Source organism: Dermacoccus sp. 147Ba (assembly GCF_004151355.1).
Taxonomy (GTDB): domain Bacteria; phylum Actinomycetota; class Actinomycetes; order Actinomycetales; family Dermatophilaceae; genus Dermacoccus; species Dermacoccus abyssi.
In genome coordinates, this window is record NZ_SEHL01000002.1 from 229,078 (window position 1) to 250,802 (window position 21,725).

Below are 21,725 nucleotides of genomic sequence, written 5' to 3' on the forward strand. Positions count from 1 at the left end.
CGGTGAATGCCTTTCGTGTATTCGGATGATGGTCGATTCTGCGGCGTCACTGCCTGGCAACGCTGCGGAACCCGCGCAGGCGGAGGCTGTTGCCGACGACGAAGACGGACGAGAACGCCATCGCCGCGCCTGCGAGCATGGGGTTGAGCATGCCCAGCGCCGCGACCGGAATGGCCGCGACGTTGTAGGCAAACGCCCAGAACAGGTTGGTCTTGATCGTGCCGAGGGTCTTGCGGGAGAGTCGGATCGCGTCGACCGCGGCCCGCAGGTCCCCGCGCACGAGGGTGATGTCGGAGGCTTCGATGGCGACGTCAGTGCCGGTGCCCATCGCCAGGCCCAGGTCGGCCTGGGCCAGCGCCGGGGCGTCGTTGACGCCGTCGCCGACCATCGCGACGACCTTGCCCTCGTCCTGGAGTCCGGTGACGACGTCGACCTTGTCCTTGGGCAGGACCTCGGCGATGACCTTCTCGATGCCGACCTCGGCGGCGATCCGGCGAGCCACGGCCTCGTTGTCGCCAGTGAGCAAGACCGGGGTGAGGCCCATGTCCTTCAGGCCCTGGATCGCCTCGGGGCTGGTGGCCTTGACGGCGTCGGCGACAACGAAAATCCCGCGGGCCTGTCCGTCCCAGCCGACGGCGACGACGGTCTTGCCCTCGTCCTCGGCTGCGGCCTTAGTAGCAGCGACGTCGCCGGAGAGGTGCTGGGACCAGTCGGCCAGCAGGGACTCCCGGCCGACGAGCACGCCGCGGCCGTCGACGACGCCCTGGACGCCCTTGCCCTCGATGTTGGCGAAGTCCTCCGGGGAGGGCAGCTGGCCGATCTCCCCGACCGCGCCCTTGGCGATGGCCTGGGCGATCGGGTGCTCGGAGGCGTTCTCCAAAGCGCCGGCCAGGCGAAGCAGCTCGGTGCGGTCAGTGCCCGGCTCGGTGATTGCGTCGACCAGGGTCATCTTGCCGGTGGTGACGGTGCCGGTCTTGTCGAGGACGACGGTGTCGACCTTGCGTGTGGATTCGAGGACTTCGGGGCCCTTGATGAGGACGCCCATCTGCGCGCCGCGGCCTGTCCCGACCAGCAGTGCTGTCGGGGTGGCCAGGCCGAGGGCGCAGGGGCAGGCGATGACGAGGACCGCGACCGCTGCGGTAAAGGCGGCGGAGACGCCGGGTCCGAAGATCAGCCACGCGCCGAGCGTGCCGAGGGCGATGACGATGACGATCGGCACGAAGATGCCCGAGATCCGGTCGGCCAGGCGCTGGACGGCGGCCTTGCCGGACTGGGCGTCCTCCACCAGTTTGGCCATCTGCGCCAGCTGGGTGTCCGAACCGACCCGTGTCGCCCGGACAACAAGACGCCCGCCAGCGTTGACCGTGGCCCCAGTCACCGCGTCGCCTGCGACGACCTCGACGGGAACGGACTCGCCGGTGAGCATGGAGGCGTCCACGGCCGAGGTGCCGGAGACGACGGTACCGTCGGTGGCGATCTTCTCGCCGGGACGGACGGCGAACTCGTCGCCGACGGCCAACTCTCCGGTCGGGATCTTGGTCTCGACGCCGTCACGCAGGACGGCGACCTCTTTCGCCCCGAGGTCGAGCAGGGCGCGCAGCGCGGCACCGGCCTGTCGCTTGGAGCGCTTCTCGAAGTAGCGTCCGGCGAGGATGAACATCGTCACACCCGCGGCAGCCTCGAGGTAGATGTTGCCCGCGCCGTCAGACGGCGCGATGGTGAACTCGAAGGGATGCGTCATCCCCGGCATGCCGGCATGGCCGAGGAACAATGCATAGAGCGACCACAGGAACGCCGCGCTCGTGCCCATCGAGACGAGCGTGTCCATCGTGGCTGTGCCGTGCTTGAGGTTGGTCCATGCGGCCTTGTGGAACGGCCAGCCCGCCCAGACGATTACCGGCGCGGCCAGAGCCAGCGAGGCCCACTGCCAGTAGGTGAACTGCAGGACCGGAATCATGGCCATCGCGATTACCGGCACGGTGAGCACGATCGACCCGATCAGCCTCTGCTTGAGCGAGGTCAGTTCGGGGTCATCGGCTGGGTCCTGATCGTTGCCTTCGGAGTCCGTCGTCGCGGCTTCGGGCCGGGGCAATGCCGCGGTGTAGCCGGTCTTCTCGACCTCGGCGACCAGAAGAGCCGGGTCATAGCCGGCGGGCACGGTGACCTTGGCCTTTTCGGTGGCGTAGTTGACGCTCGCGGTGACGCCGTCAAGCTTGTTCAGCTTGCGCTCGATCCTGTTCGCGCAGGAGGCGCAGGTCATCCCTCCGACTTCCAGCTCGATGCCCGAGTCCGCGCTCAGTGGCGCTGGTGCGCTCATGCTGTTTCCTTCTCTCTGCTCTGCCGCGGCCGTGCAGTGCAGTGCAGTGGGCCGCGAGGCTGGCCGGGGCCTTCATCAGGCGCGCACGGCCGAATAGCCGGCCTCTTCGACGGCGGCCAGGACCTGTGCGTCGTCGATCTCGCCGGAGGTGGTGATCACGAGCCTTCCCGTCTGGGCGCTGACCTCGATGGCGGTGACACCGGCGATCTCGCCGACCTCCTCGCGGACTGACGCCTCGCAGTGCCCGCAGGTCATGCCCGTCACTTGGTACTCGCTTGCAGTCATCGGATAGCCTCCTCTACTTGGATACCCCCGGTGGGTACTCTTTTGAGAACCTTATACCCGCACAGGGTATTCCCGCAAGGTCGGCCGGGATCGCTTCTGAACGGACCCGTCGTTTCGAAGTGATACGCCACCGGGGTATGCTGTGGCTGTGAAGTGCGCGACTCCTGAACCCTGCCGCGGCCGGCAATGGCTGCAGCTGGTCGTTCTTACGGTGCTGCTGATCACGGGTCTTCTCGGCATGCACGCGCTGGTCGGCGGCCCGGCAGCGGCGACGGCCTCGATGGCGTCGCCGGCTCACGCATCCCCGTCCTCGCCCGGCATGACGGGCATGTCGCCTACCGCCTCCATGTCGGCCGCGGCCGGAGCGCAGGGCCTGGTGCACGGCTCCGGCGGCTGCGCAGACGCCATGAACAGCGGCGACTCTACCTGTGTCTCCGCGCCCACGGCCGAGAGTATTCCGGCCCTTCCCGTTCCGTCCGTCGCGGATGTCCTCACGCCCGTCTCTGCGCCCCTGCCGACGCCGCTATCGGAGACGCCTCGCAGGTTTGCGCTGACGCATCTGGAACTGTCGATCTACCGAACGTGAGCAGACGGGAGCGCCGATGCTGCGCTCCTCAGTCAGCCACCTCGGCGGGTCCACTACCCTGCCGTGCCTGCCACGACACCGTGTCCCACAACGATGGCCCCCCTTCTGGGCTCATGCTGACCTGCGCCTCCGACCATCCGTGATCGTCGAGCGCGCAAGCGCGATGCCGTGGCTCCGCTCACTACCGACACACAAGGACATCACCCATGCATTCCACCCTGAACCGTCGACAGTTCCTGTCCGTCGGCGCACTGACCCTCACCGCCGCCGGCCTCGCCGGATGCAGCACCACTGCCACCAAAACAACCTCATTCGTGAGACCCAGCAGCACCGCGGTCACCGCCGCGGAGGCGAAGCGCCGCAGCACCGGTGCTGTCGTGCACCGCGCGCTGACCGCCGAGCCGGTCACCCTCGACCTCGGCGGGAAGACCGCGAAGACCTGGGCCTACCGGGGAGCCTCGGCGACCCAGCCGCTGCGCGGCAACGTCGGCGACACCCTGAAGGTCGCCTTCACCAACGATCTCCCTGATCCAACCAGCGTCCACTGGCACGGGCTGGCGCTGCGCAACGACATGGACGGCGTGCCGAGTCTCACCCAGGATGCCGTGAAGCCCGGCGGGTCGTTTGATTACGAGTTCACACTGCCCGAATCAGGCACATTCTGGTTCCATCCCCACGTCGGCACGCAGCAAGACCGTGGTCTGTACGCGCCGCTGATCATCGATGACCCGAACGAGAAGGGCGACTACGACAAGGAATGGGTCATCGTCGTCGACGACTGGCTCGACGGCATCACCGCAACACCGGACGAGGTGATGAAGGAGCTCGGCCAGGGAATGATGGACCACGATAGTGGGGGACACGGTGACATGGACATGGGCCCGATGCGAATGGGCAACACCCTCATGGGCGCGACCTCGCCTCTGCTCGGCGGCGACGCAGGCGACGTCTACTACCCCCTCTACTTGATCAACGGCAAGCCCGCCAACGACCCGCAAACCTTTGCCGCCAAGCCTGGAGAGCGGATCAGGCTGAGGATCATCAATGCTGGCGGCGACACCGCCTTCCGCTTCGGCGTCACCGAGCACGAGATGACGATCACGCACTCCGACGGATTCCCCGTCAAACCCCTCAAGGCAGAGAGCCTCGTTCTTGGAATGGGGGAGCGCTACGACGCAGTCGTCACTGCCGGCGACGGCGCATTCGCAGTCATCGCCGAAGCCCTTGGGAAGCAGAACCAGGCCCTTGCTATTCTGCGCACTGGGTCGGGAAGCGCGCCCGCGATGGACGTGAAGCTGCCCCAGCAGAAGACCCCCGCCACCGCGGACAGCCTCAAAGCAACCAGTTCAGTCGCTCTGCCGAACCGCGCTGTCGACCGCACCCTCTCACTTGAGCTGACCGGTGGCATGGAGAAGTATGACTGGGCGATCAATGGCAAGCGCATGAACATGGACAAGCCGATGCGCGACGCCCTCGGTATCGTCGAAGGGGAGCGGGTCGCCCTCGAGTTCAAGAACTCGACTAAGATGTGGCACCCGATGCATCTGCACGGACACACCTACCAGCATTCCGGGGGAGGGCCGCGCAAGGACACCTCGATCGTTGTTCCCGGCACAACGTTGCGGGTCGAGTTCGATGCCGACAATCCCGGACGGTGGCTCTCGCACTGCCACAACGTCTACCACGGGGAAGCCGGTATGATGACGACGATCGCCTACCAGGTGAACTGAAGCATCGGGGCCGCGCGCCTTACCGGCGCGGCGCAGGTCATCGCTGCTCCTCCCGGCCTGGGCAGAGAAGATCTCCGAAGTGCGCTTCGAGGTTGGTTCGGGAGCGAGCAGCCTGCGACGATAGTGGTATGCAAGGTGAACAAGTCGTCAAAATTCGCACGTCATATCGGTCCCTCCGAATAGCGAGCCCTCCTCCGTCGGCAGAGCGCGTATTTTAGAACACCCGACCAATGTCGGTGCCATCTTCCGTTCCGCTGCGGCACTCGGCGTCGATGCCGTGCTAGTGACGCCCCGGTGCGCCGACCCGCTCTACCGGCGCTCGATCCGCGTCTCAATGGGCACGGTGTTCCAGGTGCCGTGGACCCGCATCGAACCGTGGCCGGGCGGCATGGACGCGTTGCGCGAGCAGGGTTGGGCCTTCGCCGCGATGGCTCTCGGCGACGACTCGGTAACGCTCGACGAGTTGGCGGCCCGCGCGCCGGAGCGGCTGGCCCTCGTCATGGGTACGGAGGGCGACGGCCTCGGCAAACGAACGGTGGCCGGCTGCGACCTCACGGTGCGGATTCCCATGGCCGGCGGCGTCGACTCGCTCAACGTCGCCGCGGCGTCCGCCGTCGCCATGTACACGTTGCGCGCCTGACGTCGAACCCGCGCCGCACCACGGCCCCCCGGCCCAGCACTTCACTGGACAGCATCGACGACGCCCCACTCGAGCTTGGCGGGTTCTAGCAGTCCTCGCAACACCCAGACTTTGTGGGAGTTGCGAGGACTGTGTCGGTTGACGGGGTGAAGGCAGCGTTCTTGGCTGCGATGGATGCCCATGATGGGAACGTGTCGGCTGCTGCTCGCGCGGTCGGTGCGAATCGGAACTCGGCGTACGCGTGGGCGCGCCAAGCGGGCCTTCGCGGGCGTGGGAAAACCGGGGCCGGTCCGCACCCGCGCCGTGGTGAGTACGACTTGTTACGTGCTCGTGGAGTCTCGCGCCGGGAGGCTGCCGCCCTGGTCGGCGTGCATGCGCGCACAGCTCATGACTGGGATCGGGGGATTCGTCAGATCGGTCATAGCCGCCTGCACTCCGATGGGCGCCTGGTCGACTATCGCACTGGTACGACGACGATGGTCGGCATGGACACCTTGACGCCGACGTTGGCGGCGTTATCACGGCCCCTACACCCGCGATACGTGACGCTCGAAGAGCGGGAGAAGATCGCGGACATGCGCCGGGAGGGAGCATCATTGCGCACGATCGGGCGCGCACTGGGACGGCCTGCGTCCACGATCAAACGTGAGATCGACACCTACACCGATGAGGCGGGCCGCTATCGCCCGTATGCCGCGCACCGGGCGTGGACGCAGTCGCGGGCCCGTGCGAAGGAAGCGAAACTCGCCCAGCCGGGCCGGCTGCGTGACTACGTGATCGCGAAGTTGGGTGTGAAGTGGTCGCCCGAGCAGATCCACAATGTCTTGATCAAGGAATTTCCTGACGATGAGGACATGCGGGTGAGCACCGAGACGATCTACCAAGCGATCTACGTGCAAGCCCGCGGCGGATTGAAGCGTGAAGTCACAGCGGCGTTGCGCACGGGCCGCGCCCGCCGCCGCCCGCACCGCAGCCCGGATCAGCGCGCGAGCCGGTTCGTTGATCCGATGGTCATGATCAGCGACCGGCCACCCGAGGTCGCTGATCGTGCGGTGCCCGGGCATTGGGAGGGCGACTTGATCATCGGAAAGGATGGCGCGTCAGCGATCGCGACACTGGTGGAGCGTCACACCCGGTATGTGATGCTCGCTCATTTACCTGGTGGCGCGCATGACGCGTTGACCGTCAGGGACGCGCTCATCGCGACGATCGGTGGGTTGCCACAGCATTTGCGGGCGTCGTTGACGTGGGATCAGGGCGCGGAGATGGCGTTGCACAAGCAGTTCAGCATCGCGACCGGCACCAACGTGTACTTCTGTGACCCGCATTCACCGTGGCAACGCGGCAGCAACGAGAACACGAACGGATTGCTGCGTCAGTACTTCCCAAAGGGCACTGACCTGAGCGTGCACGGGCCCGCCGAACTGGAACTCGTCGCTGCCGAGCTCAACGGGCGCCCACGCAAAACGCTCAACTGGGACAACCCAGCCGAGCGCCTGCGTGATCTACTTCAAACCACGTGATCAATCAGGTGTTGCGAGGACCACGAGAATCAGCCCAAGCTCGAGTGGGGCGTCGTTGTGAGCCGGATCAGTGACCGTAGGTGGCCGTGATCGTTGCGCGCGCCGCGGTCTGGAAGACCGCGTTGAAGCTGAGGACCGCGGGGGTGACGCTGTCGTCGATGGCGAGCGGGTCGCCCTCGATGGCGTGCACCGCGAAGATGTAGCGGTGGGGACGATCGCCCTCGGGCGGAGCGGCGCCGGCGTAGCCGCGCGAACCCGTGTCGTTCGTCAGCTGGAAAGCACCTTCGGGCAGGTTCGTGCCGTCACCGGCGCCTTCGGGCAGTTCAGTGACGTCGGCGGGGATACCGGCCACGGCCCAGTGCCAGAAGCCGGACGGTGTGGGGGCGTCGGGGTCGAAGCACGTGACGACGTAGGAGGTCGTCGACTCCGGAGCGCCGCTCCAGCTCAGCTGAGGGGAGCGGTTGCCACCGGTGAAGCCCCAGTCGTCGAAGACGTGCGCGTCGGCGAGCGTGTCGCCGTCGGCGAAGTTCTCGCTCGTCACGGTGAACGACGGAACCTCGGGCAGGAGGGAGTAGGGGTCGGGTGCGACGGGTCGTTCGAGAGTCATGTTTCGACCCTATGCCGCGACCTCGGGCGTTGTCAGCCGCCCGACGGGGTGACGAGGCGCGACACAAGCCGATCGAGGGTGAGTGCCGGATCGTCGGTGACGCCGCCGTGCAGGGGGCCGGGCTGAAGGATCGTCGAACGAGGGGCGGTGATCCATCCGAAACGCTGCCCCAACTTCGGCATCGCCGGTCGGCCGGCGCAGGCCTCGCCACGCACAGCGGCACACATACCCTCGAGCGCGGCTTCGACATCAGCCGGGTCGAGGTGCGGTGCGAAAGCTTCGAGGCGCTGCGGCGCGAGATCGAAGCGGGCGTCGAGGAAATCGGCCATCTGCGCATAGACGACGACGCCGACGTTGAGGAACTCCTCGCGCTCGATCGACGGCACGAGACGCAGGAGGACGTACTGGTAGCCAATGCCGCTCATCGCGCACCCTCCGCGTGGGCGGGCGACCAGGCCTGCGGTGAGGCCAGCCGCGCGAGAAGGTTCTCGACGTAGGCCCCGCGGACGTCGGTCGGCGTCGGCATGGCATCGGTGGCTTCGAGCCACTCGTCCGGTACGAGGCCGAGGATGCGCTCGAGGAGCTGTGCATCGACCTGGGCGCTGAGCCGTTCGTGCGTCGCGGCGGCTTCGGTGGCCACGCCCCACATGATGTGCGAGGTGGCCTCGAAGCGTTGCGCGGCGAACCGCTCCGGGTTGGAGCCCTTCGACGGCCACGAGTAGTGGAAGTAGAGCGCTGCGCCGTGATCGATGCACCACGTGTTGCCGTGCCAGCGCACGAGATTCGGGTTGTGCGGCGTGCGGTCGATGTTCGCCGTGAACGCATCGAGCCAGAGGATGGTGGCGGCTTCGTCGGCGGGCGGCGGCTGCGAACCGTCGTAGGCGAACGCGCCGGGCAGCAGGTCCACCCCGAGGTTGAGCCCGAGGCTTGCCGTGAGCAGGTCCTGTACCTCCTCGTCCGCCTCGTACTTCGCGATGGGTTCGGGGAGCTCGACGAGCTTCAGCGCAGGAACCCGCAGGCCGAGGGTTCGTGCGAGTTCACCGACGACCACCTCGGCGACGAGAACCTTGAGCCCCTGACCGGCTCCGCGCAACTTGACGACCCACGTGCCGTCGTCACTTCCCTCGACGACGCCGGGCAGCGAACCGCCCTCCTTGAGGGGGACGACGTACCGCGTCGCGGTGATGGTCTCGAGCACCGCAACAGGGTAGCCGGGCCACTAGGCTGACTGCATGGAACCGGTCTACACCTCCGTCATCGGCCTGGCCCGCACTCTCTTCGCCGGCCAGGGCCTGAAGTTCACCCTCCTCGGCGAGGACAACGTGCCGCGCACCGGCGGCGCCGTCGTCATGATGAACCACCTGTCGTACATGGACTTCACATACGCCGGCTTCCCCGCGCGCAAGCACAAGCGCCTCATCCGCTTCATGGCGAAGAAGGAGGTCTTCGACAACAAGATCTCCGGTCCGCTCATGCGCGCCATGAAGCACATCGCCGTCGAGCGCGGCAACGGAGCGGCGAGCTACCGTGCAGCGGTCGACGCTCTCAAGGCGGGAGAGATCGTCGGCATCTTCCCCGAGGAGACGATCTCGCGCTCCTTCGAACTGAAGTCCTTCAAGTCCGGTGGCGTCCGCATGGCCAAGGAGGCCGGCGTTCCGATCCTTCCCATGATCATCTGGGGCTCTCAGCGCGTGTGGACCAAGGGCAAGCCCAAGCGCATGGGCCGCACGAACACGCCCATCACGGTCGCCGTCGGTGAGCCGATGCACTACGACGAGGCGCTCAGCCCCGAGGAGAACACCGAGCGTGTCAAGGGCGTCATGAAGACCATGCTCGACGAGATCCGCGCCGCCTACCCGAAGCTCAGCGGCAGCGACCTCGAGTTCCTACCGGCCTCCATGGGCGGAACCGCCCCGACGCTCGAGGAGGCCGAGGCCGAGGACGCCCGCGTCGCCGCCGAGCGTCGCCGCAAGTTCGTCGAGAAGCAGCGCGAGAAGCGCGACTGATCTCGGGCAGGTGCCGAGCGAGGCGCTGGCAGCCCCGGATTTCCGGGGTTGTCAGCGCCTCGCCCTAGGGTGAGGACATGTCGATCGACCACGTCGCCACTCGCGTCCTCGAAGCGCTCGCCGGCCCAGGTGCCACCCTCCGCGACGATCAGCGCACCGCCGTCGAAGCGCTGTCCCGTCCGGGTGCCCGCGTCGTCGTCGTGCAGGCCACAGGCTGGGGCAAGTCCGCCGTCTACTGGGTCGCCACGGCAGCCTCCCGCGAACGAGGTGACGGTCCCACCCTCGTCGTCTCGCCGCTGCTCAGCCTCATGCGCGACCAGGTCGCCGCCGCCTCCCGTGCGGGCCTGCGCGCCGCGGCCATCCACTCGGGCAACCTCGACTCGTGGAGCGAGATCGAGGCAGCCGTGGCCGCCGACGAACTCGACGTTCTCCTCGTCTCACCCGAACGCCTCGCGAACCCGACCTTCGGCAAGCGCGTCATGAGCGGCCTCGCCGGGCGCCTCGGTCTCCTCGTCATCGACGAAGCCCACGCAGTCTCCGACTGGGGCCACGACTTCCGGCCCGACTACCGCCGCGTCGCCGACGTCCTGCGCGAACTGAACCCCCGCACGCCCGTGCTCGCCACCACGGCCACCGCCAACGAGCGCGTCACCGAGGACCTGGCCGCCCAGCTTGGGGAGTCGTCCCTCGTGCTGCGCGGTCCGCTCGCCCGATCGTCCCTCCACCCCGCGGTGCTCCCGGAGATGACGGCGCTCCAGCGCTACGCGTGGGTCGTCGATCACCTCGCGTCACTGCCGGGCAGCGGCATCGTCTACACCCTCACCGTCGCGGACGCCGAGCGCCTGACGGCCGCCATCAAGGCGGCCCACGGCGATTCCCTTCCCGTCGAGGCCTACACAGGTCAGCTGGAAGCCGGTCAACGCGAGCACCTCGAGGACGCTCTGCGGCGCAACGAGGTCAAGGCCCTCGTGGCCACGTCGGCCCTCGGGATGGGCTATGACAAGCCCGACCTCGGCTTCGTCGTCCACCTCGGCGCACCGGCGTCGCCGGTCTCCTACTACCAGCACATCGGGCGAGCCGGGCGAGCCATCGAGCACGCCGTCGTCGCGCTGTTGCCAGCGGCCGGTGACGAACACATCTGGGATTACTTCGCCACGGCCACCATCCCGCGCAAGGACCAGGTCGAGTCCCTCCTCACCGCACTGCGTGCCTCCGACGGGCCGATGAGCGTTCCGGCCCTCGACGCCGAAACAGGCATTCGCCGTACCCGCGTCGAACTGCTGCTCAAACAACTCGCTGTCGACGGTGTGGTCGAGCGCAGGGCCGACGGATGGAGCGCCACCGGCGCCCCGTGGACGTTCGACGAGCAGCACTACAAGGGCGTCATCGCCACCCGTGAACGCGAGGCCGACATCATGCGCAGCTACATCGCAGGCCGCGAATGCCTCATGAAGCTGCTGCGCACGGCCCTCGACGACCCGCAGGCCGAGAACTGCGGCCGCTGCTCCGTCTGCCTCGGACATCTGCCCGAACCGCTGAGCGCCGACGTCGACGCCGCCACGGTCGAGCGCATCGCCGCCGTGCTGCGCGCGGAGACCATCACGCTCGAACCGCGCAAGATGTGGCCAGGCGGTCCCTTCGGGGCGCGCGGGCGCATCCCGGCGGAGCTGGGAGCAGATCCGGGGCGGGTCATCATTCACGCCGACGCTGCCGAGTGGGAGGACGAACGCCGCGAGGATGCCCGCGCCGGTGGAAGCGAGCCACCCTCGCAGGCGCTCCGAGACTCGGCGGTGCGTGTCCTCGCGGCCTGGGCGTCCACCTGGCGCCGCCGCCCGAGCTGCGTCATCGCGCTTCCCACACGCACCGCATCGGCCGCCGTCGCCACGGCGCGCGTCGAGGGCCTCGCCGAGCACCTGGGCGAGGTAGGCAAGCTGCCCGTGGCGACGTGGAACGGCGTCCCGCCGGACACCCAGGGTCTCTCCGGAGCACAGGTCGCTGCGGCGTGGCGCGACGCCTTGGCCACGACGGGTTTCCCCGACGTGGCCGGCGCGAGCGTTCTCCTCGTCGTCGACACGACAAACACGATGTGGGAGCCCACCGTCGCCGCGGCGAGCCTGCGCGAAGCCGATGCCGATGTCGTCCTTCCGCTAGTCATCCACCGCGCGGTCGGCTGACGTGGCGTGCGTCGAATCGCCGGTCGCCCGGCCTCGGTTCTAAGGTGACGTTCATGCGTGCACTCACCGTCGTACCCCTGAAGGCCGACTCCCTCGCCGTCACCGACATGCCCGACCCGAGCCGTGGTGACGACGAGCTCCTCGTCGAGGGCCTCGCGCTCGGCGTGTGCGGCACCGATCACGAAATCTCCGAAGGCGCCTACGGCTGGGCCCCCGACGGTGCCGAGCGCCTCATCCTCGGCCACGAGTCCCTCGGACGCGTCCTCGAGGCTCCCCAGGGCAGCGAGTTCGCACCGGGTGACCTCGTCGTCGGCATCGTGCGTATGCCCGACCCCCAGCCCTGCGTCGCGTGCGCCCACGACGAGTGGGACATGTGCCGCAACGGCGAGTACACCGAGCACGGCATCAAGCAGATCCACGGCTTCGGTTCGAGGCGCTGGAGCATTCCCGCCGAACACGCCGTGAAGCTCGCACCCAACCTCGAGAAGGTCGGTGTCCTTCTCGAACCGACCACCGTGGTCGCCAAGGCGTGGGAGCAGGTCGAGCGCATCGGCTCGCGCGCCTACTTCGACCCCAAGAGGGTTCTCGTCACCGGCGCCGGCCCCATCGGTCTCCTCGGCGCCCTCATCGGCGTTCAGAAGGGCCTCGAGGTCTACGTCCTCGACCGCGCCACCGAGGGCATCAAACCCGAACTCGTCGAAGCGCTCGGCGCGCACTACGTCACGGGCGATGCCGTCGAGCAGATGACCACCATCGCCCCCGACGTCGTCATCGAAGCCACCGGTGCCGTGCCCGTCATCTCGGCCGTGCTGGCCAACAACGTGCCCTACGGCATCGTCTGCCTCACCGGAATCTCGGCTCCGCACGAGTCCGAGGTCGACCTCGGGTTCATCAACCGTGACCTCGTGCTCGACAACGGCGTCGTCGTCGGCTCCGTCAACGCCAACCGCCGCCACTACGAAGAGGCCGCCGCAGTGCTCGACCGTGCGGACAACGCGTGGCTCGAGCGTCTGATCACGCGCCGGGTGCCGCTGGAGGACTTCGCGCAGGCCTTCGAGCGTCAGGACGGCGACGTCAAGGTGGTTCTCGACCTCACGTGAGAAGCGACCCCAGCATTCTGCACGTCGACCTCGACGCCTTCTTCGCGTCGGTCGAACAGCGGGACAAGCCCAGTCTGCGTGGGCGACCTGTCGTCGTCGGGGGCACGGGGATGCGTGGGGTCGTCTCGACGGCGTCGTACGAGGCCCGGGTCTACGGTGCCCGCAGTGCGATGAGCACGGCGGAAGCTCGGGCGATCTGCCCCGCCGGAACGGCGTTCCTCTCGCCGCGCTTCGAGGCATACCGCAAGTCGTCCCTCGTCGTCATGGATCTGCTGCGTGAGCTGTCGCCGCTCGTGGAGCAGGTCTCCATCGACGAGGCGTACGTCGATCTGCGGGGCGCCGACCTGGAGGATCTGGAGGTCGACACCGTCCGGAAGCGACTCGAGCGCCTCGACGCCGACATCCGGGAGGCAACCGGCGGCCTCACGGCCAGTGCCGGTGCGGCCACCTCGAAGATGCTCGCGAAGATCGGCTCGGACCTCGACAAACCGAACGGCATCACGATCGTCGCGCCGGGGGAGGAGGAGAGCGTCCTCGAACCGATGAGTGTGCGGGCGATCAGCGGCGTGGGGCCGGCCACGGCGGCCCGGCTGCGGACGTTCGGGGTCGAGACGGTCGGCGACCTGCGGCGCATGACCGACACCGACCTCGTCAGCGTGTTCGGCGAACGGCACGGGCGCTCCCTCTTCTCGCTGGCGCGGGCCCGGGACGACCGCGAGCTCACGCTCTCGCGCGAGGCCAAGAGCATCTCGAACGAGGAAACCTTCGAACGTGACGTGCACGAGCGTCACGTCCTGCACCGCGAGATCGAGCGCATCGCCGAATCGGTCGGGGCGCGCGCCGAGAAGGCCGGTGTCTTCGGCCGAACCGTCCACCTCAAGGTGAGGCTTCCCGACTTCACGGCCCTGACGCGCAGCTTCACGACCACCTCACCGACACGGGACGCCGACGTCATCGCGCGAACCGCCACACGCTTGCTCGACGGGCTCGATCTGCCTCAGGGTGTGCGCCTGCTCGGCGTCGGTCTCAGCGGGTTCGTAGCGCACGCCCAGACGGGACTGTTCGATCTCGAGACCTCGGCCGACGACGAGACCGAGTACCCGGAGGTCTTCGCACCGTCACCGCAGGACGAACCCGCCCCCGGCAGTGACGCCATCGATCTCTCGACACGCTTCAGCCCGTCGCCAGAGCGCCGCTGGCGTACCGGAATGGACGTCCACCACCCCGATCACGGCAACGGCTGGGTCTGGGGCTCCGGGCGCTCGCGCGTCACGGTTCGCTTCGAGGGGCCGACCACCCCGCCGGGACCGGTGCACACCTTCGCCGTGGACGACGAGGCCCTCTCACCAGCAGAAGCGCCGAGCTGGACGTAGATCACGTCTCAGCTGGGCGCTTCGCCGGTTGTTCTTCGGACTGTCAGTCGGCAGTCACGCCCAGGGCCGCCGCCAAAGCGGCCGGAGCCTTCGCCTCCTCCGCGCGCCCCTGCCGCTGCAGCGTTCGCGCGAGAAGCATGGCGGCGTAGCCGTTCGTCGGCTGATCGCTCATGACGGCACGAGCGGTGCTCTCGGCGAGATCCAGCCGGGCCGAGTGGTAGTAGGCGCGGGCGAGCAGTTCACGCACGTCACCGAGCCCGTGGCGGTGGTCGACCGGCTGGCCCAGGATCCATTCGAGCCGCTCGGCGGCATCGACGTAACGGCGGCGTTCGAAGTCACGCAGGGCACCCTTGTACTCGACGCGGGCGTCGGTGCGCACGGGGGTTAAGTCGCTCCACGGGTAATTCGTCATCGAAGGCCTCCTGACCGATCGGTCGATGTTCTGAGATGTAAGACAATCGTTAGGGTTTCGCATTCCCGACCCCAGTCGGACCACGTACGGTGGGCCGCAAGCGCATTGACGGCCAACCCTTGGGAGCGGAACACGATGAACGGCAGTGCATGGCTGATGTGGCTCGGCGTCGCGCTCGCGATGGCGGCCGTGGAGGCCGTCACGGTGGACTTCGTGTTCATCATGCTCGCGATCGGCGCTCTCGCCGGCGCCCTGGCCTCCTTCCTCGGCGCAGGGTTCGTCCTCAGCGCGGTCGTCGCGGTCGCTGTCGCAGTGGGCCTCCTGTTCACGCTGCGCCCGGCCCTGCGCAAGCGTCTGCGCCCCAAGCGTGACAACAGGGACATCGGTCCGACGTCCGTCGTCGGCCTCACCGGCTACGTCGTCGAGCCCGTGTCCGACACGGCCGGCCTGGTCAAGGTCCACGGTGACCTGTGGACCGCGCGTACCGACGTTCGCACGACGCTGCCGCTGGGCTCGTCCGTTCAGGTCGTCGAACTGCAGGGCGCCACCCTGCTCGTCGACCCGGCCAGCCCCGGCGCCCACTACTGATCGCGCGCCACCACAGTCCGAAGCACACACACTGCCGGGCACCCGAACCGGCGGGGGAGGGAACACCATGTCACCAGGACTCATCGCCGTCCTGCTGCTCGTCCTGTTCGTCGTCGTCGTCCTCATGCGGACGGTGCGCATCGTGCCGCAGCAGACGGCGCAGATCATCGAGCGCCTCGGTTCGTACAACCGCACCCTGACCGACGGTCTGCACATCCTCGTGCCGTTCATCGACCGCGTCCGCGCGAACATCGACCTGCGCGAGCAGGTCGTCACCTTCCCGCCGCAGCCGGTCATCACGAGCGACAACCTCGTCGTGAGCATCGACACCGTCATCTACTACTCGGTGACCGACCCGAAGTCGGCCGTGTACGAGATTGAGAACTTCATTCAGGGCATCGAGCAGCTCACGGTCACGACGCTGCGTAACGTCATCGGTTCGCTCGACCTCGAGCAGACGCTGACCTCGCGCGACCAGATCAACGGCCAGCTGCGCGGCGTGCTCGACGAGGCGACCGGGCGCTGGGGCATCCGCGTCAACCGCGTGGAGCTCAAGGCCATCGACCCGCCGGCTTCGGTGCAGGACTCCATGGAGAAGCAGATGCGCGCCGAGCGTGACCGCCGCGCCGCCATCCTCAACGCCGAGGGTTTCAAGCAGTCGCAGATCCTCACGGCCGAGGGTGAGAAGCAGTCCTCGATCCTCAAGGCCGAGGGCGAGGCCCAGGCGGCCATCCTCAAGGCACAGGGTGAGGCCCGCGCCATCCAGCAGGTGTTCGACGCCATCCACCGGGGCAAGCCGACGCAGCGTCTCCTCGCTTACCAGTACCTGCAGACACTGCCGCAGCTCGCTCAGGGCGACTCGAACAAGATGTGGGTCATCCCTTCCGAGGTCACGGACGCTCTGCGCGGCATCTCGAGCGCCCTCGGCGGCGACGCCGGTCGCCCGGGAGACAACGACGACGAGGAATGGGTCGACCCCGGCACGAACGACACCAACGCGTTCGCCGACACCACCCTCGAGGACCCGGAGGTCGCTCTGGCGAACGCCCGCGGTGAGGCCAACCAGGCCACGACCGAGGCAGAGCGCAACACGCAGACGGCCGCTCGCCCCGTGCGAGCTGCTGCTCCGTCAGCCGCCGAAGATGCCCCGAGCGAAGTCGAGCGCCCGCAGATCGCGCCCTCGCCGCACGTGGCTGCTCCCACGTTCGACGAGGCTGCTGGCTCGCCGGAGCCGGCACCGCAGGAGGTGCGCGAGGAGCGTCCCGTGCGCGCGCCGCTGCAAGGTGTGAACCGCGACGAGCAGGGGAATCCCAACGCCTGACGTATGACGTTTCGACGTCGTCGGCACGCGAACGGCCCGCCGACATCACCGTGTCGGCGGGCCGTGGCGCACCCCCAGGATCTCGATGTGCATTCGCCGGAATCGCCTGGTAGTGTTTTCCCTCGTTGGAAGGACGCGGAAGCGGCCGGAAAACACCACCTGTCCGGGTGGCGGAATGGCAGACGCGCTAGCTTGAGGTGCTAGTGTCCTTTATCGGACGTGGGGGTTCAAGTCCCCCCTCGGACACACCGCGAAGCGGCTCGATGAGAGATCATCGGGCCGCTTTTTCGTGCCCGGAAACGGGTGGCAGAGTAGGAGCATGACTTCTGCAGCCGCCGAAAGCGACGTCCTTCGTATCTGCCGTGACCTCATTCGCATCGACACGAGCAACTACGGCCCCGGGGTCGAGGGGCCGGGGGAGCGCGAGGCGGCCGAGTACGTCGTCGGTCAGCTGCAGGAGGTCGGCCTCGAGCCCGAGTTGTTCGAGAGCGAGAAGGGCCGCGCTAACGTCGTCGTCCGCATCCCCGGTGAGGACTCCGAGCGCGGGGCTCTCGTCGTCCACGGGCACCTCGACGTCGTTCCGGCGGAAGCGGCCGACTGGACCCACGACCCCTTCGCGGCAGACCTGGCCGACGGGTGCGTCTGGGGTCGCGGCGCCATCGACATGAAGGACATGGACGCCATGATCCTCGCGACGGTGCGTGACTTCGCCCGCCGCGGCGTCAAGCCGTCGCGTGACCTCGTCGTCGCCTTCTTCGCCGACGAGGAAGCCGGGGGAGTGCTCGGCTCACACTGGGCCGTCGACAACCGCCCCGAGCTGTTCGACGGCGCCACCGAAGCTATCAGCGAGGTGGGCGGCTACTCCGTCACCGTGCCGGCAGCCTCCGGTGGTGACCAGCGGGCCTACCTGCTCCAGACCGCGGAAAAGGGCATCCGGTGGCTGCGCCTCACCGCCCACGGACGCGCCGGACACGGCAGCGTGCCGAACGATGAGAACGCCATCGTTCGACTCGCGCAGGCCATCACGCGCATCGACGCCCACGTGTGGCCGCGCCAGTACATCGCGAGTGTGCGCGCCCTCCTCGACGGTCTGTCGACCACCACGGGCATCACGTACGCCGACGACGACAACACCGCCCTGCTGTCCACGATCGGCGGGGCTCGCGGCTTCGTCGAAGGCACCCTGGCGAACACGTCGAACGTGACGATGCTTGCGGCGGGGTACAAGCAGAACGTCATTCCTCAGACGGCATCGGTCAACGTCGACTGTCGCTTCCTGCCCGGCCACGAGGACGAGCTCATGGCGGTCATCGAGGAACTCGCCGGCGAGCACGTGACGGTCGAGACGTTGCATCGGGACATCGCGCTCGACGCACCGTTCGAGACGGACCTCGTCGATCGGATGAAGTCGGCTCTGCGCGCCGAGGACCCGGGATGTGAGGTGCTGCCCTACTGCCTCTCGGGCGGCACGGACAACAAGGCGCTCAAGGAACTCGGCATCACCGGCTACGGGTTCGCACCCCTGCGTCTGCCGGCCAACCTCGACTTCGCCCCGATGTTCCACGGCATCGACGAGCGCGTGCCGGTCGAGAGCCTGGAATTCGGTCAGCGCGTCCTGGCGCGCTTCCTCACCGACTGCTGAGCGGCTCGCGGCTCCGCCCGACACGACAGGAGTCAGAGCAGGCCGCCGGGGGACTCGCGGCGCATGCGAATGATGCGCCGGCGCAGCCAGACCCGACGCGTTCCGCCGAGGTAGAGGCGCGTGCGCGCGAGTTCCCAGTGCCCGTACTCCGCCTCATCGGTGAGGGCCTGTCGGATGTCTCCGCGGCTGGTGCCGCGCTCGAAGGTGAGCGTGCGGTATTCGTACTCGGGCATCTGCACATTCTGCCGCGTTCGCGGTAGCGTTTTCCACATGACCGCAGACCCGCGCGCAGCTCTGGAAACACTCACGAGCGCCTTCGAACGTCACCTCGAAGCATGTTCCGGACGACGGGGAGAGAACGACCCCGCGGTCGTCGCCGCCTACCAGGCGTTGGCCGATGCCTTCGAGGACTACGACGACGCCCTCATGGACGCCTTCAACGAAGTCACACCGCTCGAGGTGTACTCGGAGGAGGACTTCGACGAGGAAGACGACGAAGATGACGACGACGAGTACGACGAGGAAGACCTCGACGACGAAGACGAGGACGACGAGCACTGAGCGGCGCGCGTCATAGTGCAATGACGCTCCGAACATGAGCAAGGCCCGCCGGCAACGGCGGGCCTTCCTCATGTCTAGTGTTGCGAGGCGACTCAGCGGGTGCGCGAGACCTCGTCGAGGACGGCAAGGATCTCGTCGGGGACGACGAGTTGGCCCGCACGCAGGAGCACGCGCATCTGCGCTGGTGTTCGCGCACCGACCATGAGGGCGTCGAGTCCCTCCTGCCGCAACTGCCAGGCGAGGGCCAGTTCGCTCGGGTGCACGCCCAGCCCCTCGGCGGCGGTGGCGAGCGACTCGACGACGGAACGCGCCGAGGCACCGAAGTGACGGGGCTGGAGCGGGACGACACCGGCGGCCCTGCGCGAGTCCGCCGGGGTTCCGTGGCGGTACTTGCCGGTCAAGGCCCCTCCCGCGAGAGCGCTTCCGCCGAGCACACCGTGGCCCCGAGTCCGAGCTGCGTCGACCACGTCGGTGTCCGCAGAACGCTCGAGCAGGCTGTACTCGGTGGCGTGCGCCGCGAGACGGATGCGCCGCGTGGCCAGTTCGTGGCTGAGATCGACTGCGCGCCAGGCCGGTACATCACCGACACCGACGTAGGTGGCGCGCCCTGAGGTCAACGCCCACTCCATCGTCTCGGCCACCTCGGCGCTCGGCGTCACGCCGTCGAAGCCGTCGACCAGCCACAGGTCGAGGTGCTCAGTGCCGAGGCGGGCCAGCGACGCGTCGAGGCCCGCCATGAGCGCCCGACGCGACGTGTCGCCGCTACTACCGGGCACCGGCACACTGTGCGAGCCGCGCCCGGAACGTCCGATGAGAAACACTTCGTCACGCGCATGGCGGCCGCCGACGATCTCACCGAGAAGTTCCTCGGCCACGCCGCCGTCCGTGTCACCGACCTCGAGGGTGAAGCCACCGGCGTCACGGTAGGTGTCGACGACCTCGGCGCCCCGTTCGGCGTCGACGCTGCCGCCCCACCCGGAGACACCGAGGACGACACGACTCACCCGGGCGCCGCTCGCGCCGAGGGTCGCGACGTCCACGTGCGGTCGGTCGTCGTGCAGGTGCGTCAGTGAGCTCACAGCCATCCTGTTCTCTTGAAGGTGCGCCACAGGAGCACACACGCGGTGACGAGGACGGCGAGCACGACGTAGTAGCCGTAGTAGAACTCGCTGCCGCCGACATTCACCGATGCTTCCAGCTCCGGCATCGAGTGGAAGTTCATGCCGTAGATGCCCGCCAACATCGTCGGGACGGACGCGATCGCGACCCAGGCCGAGATCTTGCGCATGTCGTCGTTCTGGCGAACCGAGACCTGCGCGAGGTGGGCCGACAGGACATCCGACAGGAGCCGGTCGTAGGTCTCGATGTGCTCGTGGACGATGAGGAGGTGATCTTGGATGTCACGGAAGAAGGGCGAGAACTCGTCGGGCACGAAGCGTGCCGCGAGCAACCGCCGAGCGGGCTCGATGAGGGGCTGCACGGCCCAGCGCGCTTCGAGCAGTTCGCGCTTGAGCGCGTAGATCTCACCGACGTCCGTCGTCAGGCCGGGGGTGAACACGCGGTGCTCGATGGCGACGACGTCGTCACTCAACTCCTCGTCGATGGTGCGGTAGCGGTCGACCACCGCGTCCATGACGCTGTAGAGCACAGCCATCGGCCCCTTCTCGAGCATCGTGGGGTCGTGTTCGAGCGCAGATCGCACCTGCTCGAGGGGCGCGGGTTCACCCCGTCGCACCGTGACGACGAAGTGGGGGCCGACGAACGCCATGAGTTCACCGGTTTCGACGTCGGAACTCTCGTCGATGTAGCGCAGGGTGCGCATGACGACGAACGCCATGTGGCCGTAGATCTCGAACTTGGGTCGTTGGCCGCCCTTGAGGGCATCCTCGACAGCGAGGGGGTGCAGCTCGAGTTCACGGGCGAAGTGTTCGAACTCGTCGGCCGTCGGATCCTTGAGGCCGATCCACAGGAAGCTGGACTCGTCGTCCCCTCGGGCCTGGAGTTCAGCGAGTTCGTCGCTGATGTCACCGCAGGGCAGGCGTTCGCCCCGGCGGTAGACGGCCTGGTCGATGATCACGGGCTCATTGTCCTCGACCATCCGGCCCGGCGCTGTCATTAGGCTGGCGGCGTGGCGACCCTCATCCTGCTCCGACACGGACGTACGACGGCCAACGCTTCAGGTGTTCTGGCCGGCTGGACGCCCGAAACCCACCTCGACGACACCGGCCGAACGCAAGCCTCCGCCATCGCCGAGTCGATCTCCGCGGCAACGACTCCCGTACGCCTCGTGACGTCGCCGCTCGTGCGCTGTCGCGAGACGGCAGCCCCGCTCGCGGAGCGCACCGGCTTGGTGCCCGAGGAACACGACGGCATCGGCGAGTGCCACTACGGAGCGTGGACGGGGCGCCCACTCGTCGAGTTGGCGAAGGAACCGCTGTGGAAGGACGTCCAGGAGGCCCCCTCCGGCGTCACCTTTCCGCCCAGCGACGCGTTCGAGCACGAGTCGATGCGCGACATGCAGCGTAGGGCCGTCGAGACCGTCCGTGGGATCGACACCGGGGTCGAGCAGTCCCACGGCGCGAGTGCCACGTGGGTTGCCGTGAGCCACGGCGACGTCATCAAGGCGGTGCTCGCCGACGCTCTGGGCACACCGCTCGACGACTTCCAGCGGATCGTCGCCTCGCCCTCCTCGGTCAGCATCGTGCGCTACACGTCGTCGCGGCCGTTCGTCCTCCTCATGAACCACACCCACGGCGGGCTGCGTGACGTGCTCACCCACCAGGCGACGAGCGGCTCGGACGCCACCGTCGGCGGATCGAGGGGCGTCACGGACACCGCGTCTGGACAGCGCAATTAGGCT

Annotated in this window: 21 protein-coding genes, 1 tRNA gene and 1 pseudogene; 14 read left to right on the forward strand and 9 right to left on the reverse strand. The window is 67.9% G+C overall.

The window, feature by feature from the left end:
• Nucleotides 1–46 precede the first annotated feature (46 nt).
• Nucleotides 47–2,317: a cation-translocating P-type ATPase gene (locus EVU97_RS03340; protein WP_129663510.1), complete on the reverse strand. Its 2,271-nt coding sequence runs from the start codon at nt 2,315–2,317 to the stop codon at nt 47–49.
• A 75-nt stretch (nt 2,318–2,392) separates the two neighbouring features.
• The gene (locus tag EVU97_RS03345; protein WP_129663512.1) at nt 2,393–2,602 is read right to left on the reverse strand and encodes a heavy-metal-associated domain-containing protein; all 210 of its coding nucleotides are present in this window, start codon (nt 2,600–2,602) and stop codon (nt 2,393–2,395) included.
• A gap of 148 nt (nt 2,603–2,750) precedes the next feature.
• On the opposite strand from EVU97_RS03345, the gene EVU97_RS03350 reads away from it, so the two are divergent.
• From EVU97_RS03350 to EVU97_RS03365, 4 genes and pseudogenes are all read left to right on the forward strand, one after another.
• Nucleotides 2,751–3,188 (forward strand): DUF6153 family protein, encoded by a 438-nt coding sequence (locus tag EVU97_RS03350; protein ID WP_047312813.1) that lies wholly within the window; start codon nt 2,751–2,753, stop codon nt 3,186–3,188.
• Nucleotides 3,189–3,394: 206 nt separating this feature from the next.
• On the forward strand, nt 3,395–4,918 hold the full coding sequence (locus EVU97_RS03355; RefSeq protein ID WP_129663514.1) for a multicopper oxidase family protein: 1,524 nt from the start codon (nt 3,395–3,397) through the stop codon (nt 4,916–4,918).
• A 211-nt stretch (nt 4,919–5,129) separates the two neighbouring features.
• A pseudogene (locus EVU97_RS03360) lies at nt 5,130–5,558 on the forward strand (TrmH family RNA methyltransferase); the annotation flags it as partial.
• Between the two features lie 476 nt (nt 5,559–6,034).
• The gene (locus EVU97_RS03365; RefSeq protein ID WP_225910816.1) at nt 6,035–7,081 is read left to right on the forward strand and encodes an IS30 family transposase; all 1,047 of its coding nucleotides are present in this window, start codon (nt 6,035–6,037) and stop codon (nt 7,079–7,081) included.
• Between the two features lie 67 nt (nt 7,082–7,148).
• Here EVU97_RS03365 and EVU97_RS03370 read toward each other — a convergent pair whose 3' ends face one another.
• Genes EVU97_RS03370 through EVU97_RS03380 form a run of 3 tightly spaced genes read right to left on the reverse strand, consistent with a single transcriptional unit; the run spans nt 7,149 to nt 8,886 of the window.
• Nucleotides 7,149–7,688, reverse strand: coding sequence for a YbhB/YbcL family Raf kinase inhibitor-like protein (locus EVU97_RS03370; protein WP_129663516.1), 540 nt, complete (start codon nt 7,686–7,688; stop codon nt 7,149–7,151).
• A 32-nt stretch (nt 7,689–7,720) separates the two neighbouring features.
• The gene (locus tag EVU97_RS03375; RefSeq protein WP_118912388.1) at nt 7,721–8,113 is read right to left on the reverse strand and encodes a DUF3037 domain-containing protein; all 393 of its coding nucleotides are present in this window, start codon (nt 8,111–8,113) and stop codon (nt 7,721–7,723) included.
• On the reverse strand, nt 8,110–8,886 hold the full coding sequence (locus EVU97_RS03380) for a HipA family kinase (protein WP_129663518.1): 777 nt from the start codon (nt 8,884–8,886) through the stop codon (nt 8,110–8,112). Before EVU97_RS03380 ends, EVU97_RS03375 begins: the two co-directional genes overlap by 4 nt.
• A gap of 34 nt (nt 8,887–8,920) precedes the next feature.
• Here EVU97_RS03380 and EVU97_RS03385 point away from each other — a divergent pair, with 34 nt between their 5' ends.
• The 4 genes from EVU97_RS03385 (at nt 8,921) to EVU97_RS03400 (ending at nt 14,341) form a co-directional block, all read left to right on the forward strand.
• Nucleotides 8,921–9,694: a 1-acyl-sn-glycerol-3-phosphate acyltransferase gene (locus tag EVU97_RS03385; protein WP_129663520.1), complete on the forward strand. Its 774-nt coding sequence runs from the start codon at nt 8,921–8,923 to the stop codon at nt 9,692–9,694.
• A gap of 77 nt (nt 9,695–9,771) precedes the next feature.
• Entirely contained in the window at nt 9,772–11,868 is a 2,097-nt protein-coding gene (locus tag EVU97_RS03390; protein ID WP_129663522.1) for an ATP-dependent DNA helicase RecQ, read from the forward strand.
• A 53-nt stretch (nt 11,869–11,921) separates the two neighbouring features.
• Nucleotides 11,922–12,968: a glucose 1-dehydrogenase gene (locus EVU97_RS03395; RefSeq protein ID WP_129663524.1), complete on the forward strand. Its 1,047-nt coding sequence runs from the start codon at nt 11,922–11,924 to the stop codon at nt 12,966–12,968.
• A complete protein-coding gene (locus tag EVU97_RS03400) occupies nt 12,965–14,341 on the forward strand; it encodes a DNA polymerase IV (protein ID WP_129663526.1) in 1,377 nt (458 codons plus the stop codon). The genes EVU97_RS03395 and EVU97_RS03400 overlap by 4 nt, the downstream gene beginning before the upstream one ends.
• A gap of 43 nt (nt 14,342–14,384) precedes the next feature.
• Here EVU97_RS03400 and EVU97_RS03405 read toward each other — a convergent pair whose 3' ends face one another.
• Nucleotides 14,385–14,753 (reverse strand): tetratricopeptide repeat protein, encoded by a 369-nt coding sequence (locus tag EVU97_RS03405; RefSeq protein ID WP_129663528.1) that lies wholly within the window; start codon nt 14,751–14,753, stop codon nt 14,385–14,387.
• Between the two features lie 135 nt (nt 14,754–14,888).
• On the opposite strand from EVU97_RS03405, the gene EVU97_RS03410 reads away from it, so the two are divergent.
• From EVU97_RS03410 to EVU97_RS03425, 4 genes are all read left to right on the forward strand, one after another.
• Entirely contained in the window at nt 14,889–15,341 is a 453-nt protein-coding gene (locus EVU97_RS03410; RefSeq protein WP_047312822.1) for an NfeD family protein, read from the forward strand.
• Between the two features lie 67 nt (nt 15,342–15,408).
• Nucleotides 15,409–16,662, forward strand: a complete 1,254-nt coding sequence (locus EVU97_RS03415) for an SPFH domain-containing protein (protein ID WP_129663530.1) — start codon at nt 15,409–15,411, stop codon at nt 16,660–16,662.
• A 161-nt stretch (nt 16,663–16,823) separates the two neighbouring features.
• Nucleotides 16,824–16,908: transfer RNA gene (locus tag EVU97_RS03420), tRNA-Leu, on the forward strand.
• A 73-nt stretch (nt 16,909–16,981) separates the two neighbouring features.
• Nucleotides 16,982–18,304 carry a M20/M25/M40 family metallo-hydrolase gene (locus tag EVU97_RS03425; RefSeq protein WP_129663532.1) on the forward strand — a complete coding sequence of 441 codons (1,323 nt, stop codon included), beginning with the start codon at nt 16,982–16,984 and terminating at the stop codon, nt 18,302–18,304.
• A 32-nt stretch (nt 18,305–18,336) separates the two neighbouring features.
• On the opposite strand, the gene EVU97_RS03430 is transcribed toward EVU97_RS03425, so the two are convergent.
• Nucleotides 18,337–18,537 (reverse strand): DUF5703 family protein, encoded by a 201-nt coding sequence (locus EVU97_RS03430; protein ID WP_129663534.1) that lies wholly within the window; start codon nt 18,535–18,537, stop codon nt 18,337–18,339.
• A gap of 37 nt (nt 18,538–18,574) precedes the next feature.
• On the opposite strand from EVU97_RS03430, the gene EVU97_RS03435 reads away from it, so the two are divergent.
• Nucleotides 18,575–18,865 (forward strand): primosomal protein, encoded by a 291-nt coding sequence (locus EVU97_RS03435; protein ID WP_118912380.1) that lies wholly within the window; start codon nt 18,575–18,577, stop codon nt 18,863–18,865.
• A 92-nt stretch (nt 18,866–18,957) separates the two neighbouring features.
• Here the strand turns inward: EVU97_RS03435 and EVU97_RS03440 are convergent, their stop codons facing one another.
• Both EVU97_RS03440 and EVU97_RS03445 read right to left on the reverse strand, forming a co-directional pair.
• Complete coding sequence (locus tag EVU97_RS03440) at nt 18,958–19,944, reverse strand: aldo/keto reductase (protein ID WP_165357864.1); 987 nt, start codon at nt 19,942–19,944, stop codon at nt 18,958–18,960.
• Nucleotides 19,941–20,942: a magnesium and cobalt transport protein CorA gene (locus EVU97_RS03445; protein WP_047312901.1), complete on the reverse strand. Its 1,002-nt coding sequence runs from the start codon at nt 20,940–20,942 to the stop codon at nt 19,941–19,943. Before EVU97_RS03445 ends, EVU97_RS03440 begins: the two co-directional genes overlap by 4 nt.
• A gap of 51 nt (nt 20,943–20,993) precedes the next feature.
• Between EVU97_RS03445 and EVU97_RS03450 the strand changes: the two genes are divergently transcribed.
• Nucleotides 20,994–21,722 carry an MSMEG_4193 family putative phosphomutase gene (locus EVU97_RS03450; RefSeq protein WP_129663538.1) on the forward strand — a complete coding sequence of 243 codons (729 nt, stop codon included), beginning with the start codon at nt 20,994–20,996 and terminating at the stop codon, nt 21,720–21,722.
• The last annotated feature ends 3 nt before the right edge of the window (nt 21,723–21,725 follow it).

Excerpts from the sequence above, each read along its gene's own strand:
- EVU97_RS03425 (WP_129663532.1), top strand. The coding sequence starts at position 16,982 with ATGACTTCTGCAGCCGCCGAAAGCGACGTCCTTCGTATCTGCCGTGAC.
- EVU97_RS03385 (WP_129663520.1), top strand. The coding sequence starts at position 8,921 with ATGGAACCGGTCTACACCTCCGTCATCGGCCTGGCCCGCACTCTCTTC.
- EVU97_RS03430 (WP_129663534.1), bottom strand. The coding sequence starts at position 18,537 with ATGCCCGAGTACGAATACCGCACGCTCACCTTCGAGCGCGGCACCAGC.
- EVU97_RS03405 (WP_129663528.1), bottom strand. The coding sequence starts at position 14,753 with ATGACGAATTACCCGTGGAGCGACTTAACCCCCGTGCGCACCGACGCC.
- EVU97_RS03370 (WP_129663516.1), bottom strand. The coding sequence starts at position 7,688 with ATGACTCTCGAACGACCCGTCGCACCCGACCCCTACTCCCTCCTGCCC.
- EVU97_RS03345 (WP_129663512.1), bottom strand. The coding sequence starts at position 2,602 with ATGACTGCAAGCGAGTACCAAGTGACGGGCATGACCTGCGGGCACTGC.
- EVU97_RS03410 (WP_047312822.1), top strand. The coding sequence starts at position 14,889 with ATGAACGGCAGTGCATGGCTGATGTGGCTCGGCGTCGCGCTCGCGATG.
- EVU97_RS03415 (WP_129663530.1), top strand. The coding sequence starts at position 15,409 with ATGTCACCAGGACTCATCGCCGTCCTGCTGCTCGTCCTGTTCGTCGTC.
- EVU97_RS03395 (WP_129663524.1), top strand. The coding sequence starts at position 11,922 with ATGCGTGCACTCACCGTCGTACCCCTGAAGGCCGACTCCCTCGCCGTC.
- EVU97_RS03390 (WP_129663522.1), top strand. The coding sequence starts at position 9,772 with ATGTCGATCGACCACGTCGCCACTCGCGTCCTCGAAGCGCTCGCCGGC.
- EVU97_RS03355 (WP_129663514.1), top strand. The coding sequence starts at position 3,395 with ATGCATTCCACCCTGAACCGTCGACAGTTCCTGTCCGTCGGCGCACTG.
- EVU97_RS03435 (WP_118912380.1), top strand. The coding sequence starts at position 18,575 with ATGACCGCAGACCCGCGCGCAGCTCTGGAAACACTCACGAGCGCCTTC.
- EVU97_RS03375 (WP_118912388.1), bottom strand. The coding sequence starts at position 8,113 with ATGAGCGGCATTGGCTACCAGTACGTCCTCCTGCGTCTCGTGCCGTCG.
- EVU97_RS03340 (WP_129663510.1), bottom strand. The coding sequence starts at position 2,317 with ATGAGCGCACCAGCGCCACTGAGCGCGGACTCGGGCATCGAGCTGGAA.
- EVU97_RS03365 (WP_225910816.1), top strand. The coding sequence starts at position 6,035 with ATGGTCGGCATGGACACCTTGACGCCGACGTTGGCGGCGTTATCACGG.